Origin of the sequence: Nonomuraea sp. NPDC049784, from assembly GCF_040659615.1 — a bacterium.
GTDB lineage: Bacteria > Actinomycetota > Actinomycetes > Streptosporangiales > Streptosporangiaceae > Nonomuraea.
On the sequence record NZ_JBFAMX010000607.1, the window covers coordinates 1 to 6,213 of the forward strand.

The window sequence follows — 6,213 nt, forward strand, 5'->3', positions numbered from 1 at the left end:
GTGCGGTCGGCCGGCCCGCGGTGGGCGGTCAGCTCGACCACGTGGCCGTCGGGTGCGGCGGCGACGGGCCGCGGTTCCCCGGGCGTGGGCTCCGCGGGTCCGGCCTCCGTCTCCGTGGGTGCGAACGCCGCTGCCTCAGTCAGGTCCGGAGGCTGTTCGCCCAGATCGTCTGGGAGCGGGCGGACCACGGGTACGTACAACGTGAACCTGCTGCCGCGGCCCAGCCCGCTCTCGGCCACGATCTTGCCGCCGAGCAGGCCGGCGAGCTCGCGGCTGATGGACAGGCCGAGACCGGTGCCGCTGGTATGGCCGCCGGGACCGTGCACCTGCTCGAACGCCTCGAAGATCGTGGTGAGCTTCTCGGGCGGGATGCCGATGCCGGTGTCCTCGACGGTGAAGGCGATGACGTTCTCAGCCGAGCCCAGAGACTCGGTCTCGATATTGGCGGCTCGTTCCACGCGCAGTTTGACATGGCCTTCGGAGGTGAACTTGAACGCGTTGGAGAGCAGGTTACGGAGGATCTGCTGGAGCCGCTGCCCGTCGGAGTAAAGGTCATGAGGCGCGTCCTCGGATACCTCGATGTCGAAGTCGAGCCCGTGGTCCGTGGCAATGGGCCGGAAAGTGGTGTTCACGTAGTCGAGCAGCTTGGCGAGCGGAAGGTACTTCGGCCGGATGTCCATCCGGCCGGCCTCGACTTTCGACAGGTCGAGGATGTCGTTGATCAACTGCAGCAGATCGGATCCCGACCAGTAGATGTTGTGCGCGAACTGCTCCTCTTCGGCGGAGAGGTGGCCCTCGGCGTTGTCGGACAGCAGCCGGGCGTAGATGAGTAGTGAGCTCAGCGGTGAGCTCAGCGGGGAGCGCAGCTCGTGCGACATGTTCGCCAGGAACTCCGATTTGTACTGCGAGGCGGAGGACAGCAGTGCCGCCTTCTCCCCAAGCTGCTCGTTGGAGCGTTGCAACTCGGCCTGCTGCCTCTGCAACTCTTTGGAGCGTTCCTGGAGCTGGGTCGTCAGCCGCTGCGACTCGCTGAGCAGTGCCTCCGTACGCGAGTTGGCGATGATGGTGTTGATCGCGACACCGATGGTGTCGACGAACTGGTCGAAGAAGGCCAGGTGCACGTCAGAGAAGCGGCTGAACGAGGCCAGCTCGATGACGCCGAGCACCTTGTCCTCGAAGGGGATCGGGATGATGACGACGCTGGTCGGCGTCCCCTCCCCGAGCCCCGAGCGGATCGTGATGTAGTCGGGCGGGGCATCCGCCACGAGGATGCGCTTCTTCTCCCGGACGGCCTGCTGCACGAGGCCATGGCCTGGCATCCCGGTGGTGTCGACAGTTCGCCCCTGCGAGCCGTAGCCGGCGATGTAGGCGAGCCCCCTCCCGGGCCCGCCCTCGCGGTCCGTGTCGGCCAGGAAGAACGCGCCGTACTGCGCGTTGACCAGCGGGGTGAGCTCGCGCAGCACCAGGTCGGCGACCTCCGTGAGGTCCCGGTGGCCCTGCATCAACCCGGCCAGGCGGGTGAGGTTGGACTCCAGCCAGTCCTTGGCCCGGGTGGTCTCCCGGAGGTTGGAGACCATCTGATTGATGTTGTCCTTCAGCTCGGAGACCTCACCGCGTGTCTCAACGGTGATGAGGCGGGACATGTCACCTTGCGTGACCGCGGAGGTCACCTCGGCGATGGCGCGGACCTGGGTGGTGAGGTTGAGAGCGAGTTCGTTGACGTTGTCGGTGAGGTCCTTCCACACCCCGGACAGACCACGGACCTGCGCCTGGCCGCCCAGGTTGCCCTCGGTGCCGACCTCGCGCGCCACGCGGGTCACCTCGGACGAGAACGACGCATGCCCCGTGGGTAAAAAGTCAGTCGCGCTCTTCGCGGAGAACCTCGCCGTGGACCACCCGGCCGCCGTGCGCCGCTCCGGCCTCCTGGCCGGCCGGGAAGAGATGCGAGTACGGGGAACTCGCGGCCAGCTTCTTGACCCTGCGGTCGAAGAACCAGGCGCCCAGACGGCGCATCAGGGGCCGGGTGAACGGCAGGATGCACAGGAACCCGAACACGTCGGTGAAGAACCCCGGCGTCAGCAGCAGCGCGCCGCCCACCAGGACCAGGCCGCCGTCGGCCAGCTCACGGTCGGGCATCCGGCCGGACCGCAGCGCCTCCTGCAGCGCCTGCCAGGCCCTGCGCCCCTCACGGCGCACCAGCCACGCGCCCAACAGGCTGTCGGCGATGAGCAGGGCCACGGTCGCGGGGCCGCCGATGACCGAGCCGATCTGGATCAGCAGCCAGATCTCCAGGACGGGGACGACCAGGAAGGCCAGGAAGAGCAGGAGCCGCATCGTTTCCTCGATTCCGCACACGCGCGTTACAGCACGAACAACGCCCGGCGACCGGAAAGCGTTCCGTCCGTCCTGAGACCCCGCTCAGCTACGGCCGCCGCCGCGCAACCGCTTGGGCAGGCCGGTGACGCCCCACAGGCCGATGCGCCACAGCGCCTCGGACATGACCTTGCCGCTCATCTTGCTCTTGCCTATCGTGCGCTCCACGAACGTGATCGGCACCTCCACCACCCGCAGCCCGTGCTTGGACGTGCGCAGCGTCAGGTCGACCTGGAAGCAGTAGCCCTGCGACTCCACACCTGACAGCCCCACCTTCTCCAGGGTGGCGGCGCGGTAGGCGCGGAACCCGGCGGTCGCGTCGCGTACGGGCAGGCCGAGCATGACCCGGGTGTAGAGGTTGGCGCCCTTGGACAGCAGCTCACGCCGATGGGGCCAGTTGACCACCTTGCCGCCGGGCACGTAACGGGAGCCGATCGCCAGGTCGGCGCCGTCGACCAGCGCCTCGAGCAGCTTGGGCAGCTCCTCGGGCTGGTGCGAGCCGTCGGCGTCCATCTCCACGAGGACGTCGTAGCCCTCCCGTAGGCCCCAGCGGAACCCGGCGATGTAGGCGGCGCCGAGGCCCTGCTTGGCCTCCCTGTGCAGGACGTGCACGTGATCGTCGGCGGCGGCCAGCCCGTCGGCGACCTCGCCCGTGCCGTCAGGGCTGTCGTCGTCGGCCACGAGCACGTTGGCCTCCGGCACCGCGGCCCGAATCCGCTCCACGATCGTGGGCAGATTGTCGCGCTCGTTGTAGGTGGGCACGACGACGAGCACCCGGCCGAGAGTCTCCATCATCAATCGTTCCTCATCCGATCGCCTCGCCGCCTGCCACGCCATGCGGCGAATCCTGCCGCCGCCACTCCCATCACCATCAATGCCCATTCAGGAAGCGCGCCCACTTTTGTGGCGATTGTTTCCTGGGTGCGTACGGGCACCTTGACCACATTCATGTCCGCGACCAGTTCGCGGGTCCGCCAGGAGACCTTACCGTCAGGTCTGATGTACGCGGAGATCCCCGTGGTGGCGGCGGCCACCACGGCCCTGTTGTGCTCCACGGCGCGCAGCTTGTACATGGCCAGTTGCTGCGGCGGCAGGTTGGACAGGGCGTAGGTGGCGTTGTTGGCCTGCATCACCAGGGGGGTGCCTCCGGCGCGTACGGTGCCGCGCACGGTGTCGTCGTAGGCGACCTCGTAGCAGTTGACCGCGCCGATCGTGACCGGCCCCATCTTGAGGTCGCCCGGTTTGTCGCCCGCGACCGACTGCCTGCCGACCAGGCTCGCCCGCTTCCACAACGCCAGCACGATGTCCTTGAACGGCGTGTACTCCCCGAACGGGACCAGGTGCTGCTTGTCGTAGTAGGCGCCGGGCCCGGTCACCGGATCCCACACGAGGCTGCGGGTGGCGCGGTTCTCGTCGCCGATCGAGACCACGGCTCCGATCAGCGTGGGCACGCCGACGTCCTGGACGGAGTCCTGGATGATCTGGCGGGCGTACGGGTCGCGGTAGGGGTCGATGTCGGTGGAGTTCTCGGGGAGAGCGACGAAGTCGGGTTTGGGGAGCTTTCCCGCGCGTACGGCCTCGGCCAGGCGTTTCGTCTCGTTGGCATGATTTTTCAGGACAACGGCGGGTTCGTCGCCCAAGAAGCCCATGCCCCTTCCCGGGACGTTCCCCTGGACGATGCCGACGTTGACGGTCCGCCCCTCGTCGCCCGGCCTGGGGATCGCCAGGGTCAAGACGGGCACGGCCAGCGCCAGCGCCGCGGGCACGGCCCTGCGCCATGCGGCGTTGCCCCGTGGGGCCTCGGGGCCGGCCTTGGGCCTGACCAGGGCGGCGTAGGCCAGCAGGGCGCCGCACAGGGCGACGGCGAAGGACACCAGCGGCGCGCCGCCCAGCGCGGCGTACTCGGTGAACAACGACTCGCTCTGGCTGAACGCCACCCGTGCCCAGGGGAACCCGCCGATGGGCACCAGGCCGCGCGCCCACTCCATGGCCACCCACAACCCGCCGAACCACAACGGCCAGGCCCGCAGCCTGAACACCAGCGCGGCCAGCGCGGCCATGGCGGCGTAGAACACGCTTTCCGTGCCGACCAGCATGAGCCAGACGTCGTCGCCGATGGTCCGCACCCAGGCGAGGGTGGGCAGCAGGAACACCACGGCCGTCAGGTAACCCAGCCAGGCGGCCCTCCTGGGCCTGGCGCCGTAGAGGGACGCGACGATCAGCCCGATGCCGAGAGGGGCGCACAGCCACCAGTCGAGCGGGGGAAACGCGGCGTAGAGCGCCAGCCCACCGGCCACGCCCGCCACCACCCGTGCGGCGAGCACCCACCGCCCCTCCGCGCGCCCGCCTCGCGCGGATGCGGATGACGCGGAGCCGGTCGTTGGCTCGGTCATGGAGGCCGTCGTTGACTCGGGCGCGGTCGCTGACGCGGTCACGGAGGCCGTCGTCGGCGCCGACGCGGTCGCTGACGCAAACGCGGTGCCGGGCGGCGGCATGGCCCCCGGCGCGGACGTGGGTGCCGACGCGGACGTGGGTGCCGACGCGGACGTGGGTGCCGACGCGGACGTGGGAACAGGCGCGGCCTCGGACACGGTGCCGGACGCGAGCGCGGCATCGGACGTGGCGGCGGCTGCCGTGTCGGACGCGAGCGCGGCCTCAGACGAGGGCGCGGTGCCCGACGAGGCAGCTACGGATGCGGCGTCGGAGGACAAAACGGCGTCGACTGTGGCGGCGGCGGGGGCGGCGTCGGTGGGCGGCGCGGCGTCCGGTGGCGGGGCATCGGCATGCGAAGAGTCGCGCCCGGGGGTGGGCGGTAGGTTCGTTCTCTCCTGAACCACTCCGGGGTCTCCTCCGCCGAATCGCACGCCTGCTTGCGAAAACGCTACCGCCCCGCGGGCGCGCTCAAAGCCAGCGCGGCACCAGAAGATCGAAAGAATCGGCATTTCAGGGGGCGGCAGGGTGATCCCGCGGCCTACGGGACCACCCGGCGCACATGTCGGTCCTGCGCACGAGAGCGGGAAGAGGGCCCGGAAACCCTTCGGACCGGACCCGTCTCGTCGGCGGCGAGCGCGGAATTCCGTTGTCTACTGGGCTCCCGGACCCGTCCCGGGTCCAACCCCCCGCCCGGTTGGGGTGCCCCGACTCGACGGACCGACGGCCCTGCACCTGGCTGTGTGGACGAAGTCATGCTCCGTCACGGACGCAGGATCCGACGATGTCAGAGACGGCCAACCGGCCAAGTCCCGTGCTGGACTGCGCAGCAAACTACCGACTCCACCTCAGATGTCAACCGTGTCCCGATCAGCAGAAACATCAAGTTTTCGCAGGTAGGACATGGGCCGGAAGCCGATCAAAGCTCATTTGGGCGCCGGTGAGCGGCTTGGCAGGCCGCTCAGCGCCCGCGACAGCGGCCGCTCGTGTACCACCCCGAGCCGCTGCGTGGCACGGGTGAGAGCAACATACAGGTCGCTCGGGCCGTGTGGCGACTGGGCGGCGATGAGGTCGGGTTCGGCCACGATCACCGAGTCGAACTCCAGCCCCTTCGCGTCGGCCACCGCCATCACGGCCACCGGGGCGTCAAGAGCCGCCGCCGCCCCGGCCCGCCCCGAGCCCGGCGCGACCGACGTCCCGCCCGGTCCCGAATCGGACGCCGCAGATCGTCCCGAAGCAGACCCCCCAGAACGCCCCGAACCGGTCCCCGGGGAGCGGCCCGAGCCGGGCGTCACCACCACCGCGCCCGTGACCACGGCGGCCACCTGGCGCCGGCAAATGATCAAACCTGGGGATGGCCCAGGCCGGGAACGGGGGGCATGGCATTTGGAGAGTGACGTCAGTCCCCAG

Annotated in this window: 5 protein-coding genes and 1 pseudogene; 1 reads left to right on the top strand and 5 read right to left on the bottom strand. The window is 69.6% G+C overall.

Going from position 1 to position 6,213, the window contains the following annotated elements; translation table 11 throughout:
* The 4 genes from AB0J09_RS53320 to lnt all read right to left on the bottom strand — a co-directional run.
* Positions 1-1,811, bottom strand: a 1,811-nt coding sequence (locus AB0J09_RS53320; RefSeq protein WP_360709763.1) for an ATP-binding protein, incomplete at its 3' end; no start/stop codon positions are given.
* Positions 1,812-1,857: 46 nt separating this feature from the next.
* Positions 1,858-2,334, bottom strand: coding sequence for an FxsA family protein (locus AB0J09_RS53325; RefSeq protein WP_360709765.1), 477 nt, complete (start codon positions 2,332-2,334; stop codon positions 1,858-1,860).
* 84 nt (positions 2,335-2,418) lie between these two features.
* Entirely contained in the window at positions 2,419-3,168 is a 750-nt protein-coding gene (locus AB0J09_RS53330) for a polyprenol monophosphomannose synthase (RefSeq protein ID WP_360709767.1), read from the bottom strand.
* On the bottom strand, positions 3,168-4,766 hold the full coding sequence (gene lnt / locus AB0J09_RS53335; RefSeq protein WP_360709769.1) for an apolipoprotein N-acyltransferase: 1,599 nt from the start codon (positions 4,764-4,766) through the stop codon (positions 3,168-3,170). The genes AB0J09_RS53330 and lnt overlap by 1 nt, the downstream gene beginning before the upstream one ends.
* On the opposite strand from lnt, the gene AB0J09_RS53340 reads away from it, so the two are divergent.
* Entirely contained in the window at positions 4,765-5,205 is a 441-nt protein-coding gene (locus AB0J09_RS53340; protein WP_360709771.1) for a hypothetical protein, read from the top strand. The genes lnt and AB0J09_RS53340 overlap by 2 nt on opposite strands.
* 524 nt (positions 5,206-5,729) lie before the next feature.
* Here AB0J09_RS53340 and AB0J09_RS53345 read toward each other — a convergent pair.
* Positions 5,730-5,954, bottom strand: a pseudogene (locus AB0J09_RS53345) (ATP-binding domain-containing protein); the annotation flags it as partial.
* Positions 5,955-6,213: the final 259 nt, after the last annotated feature.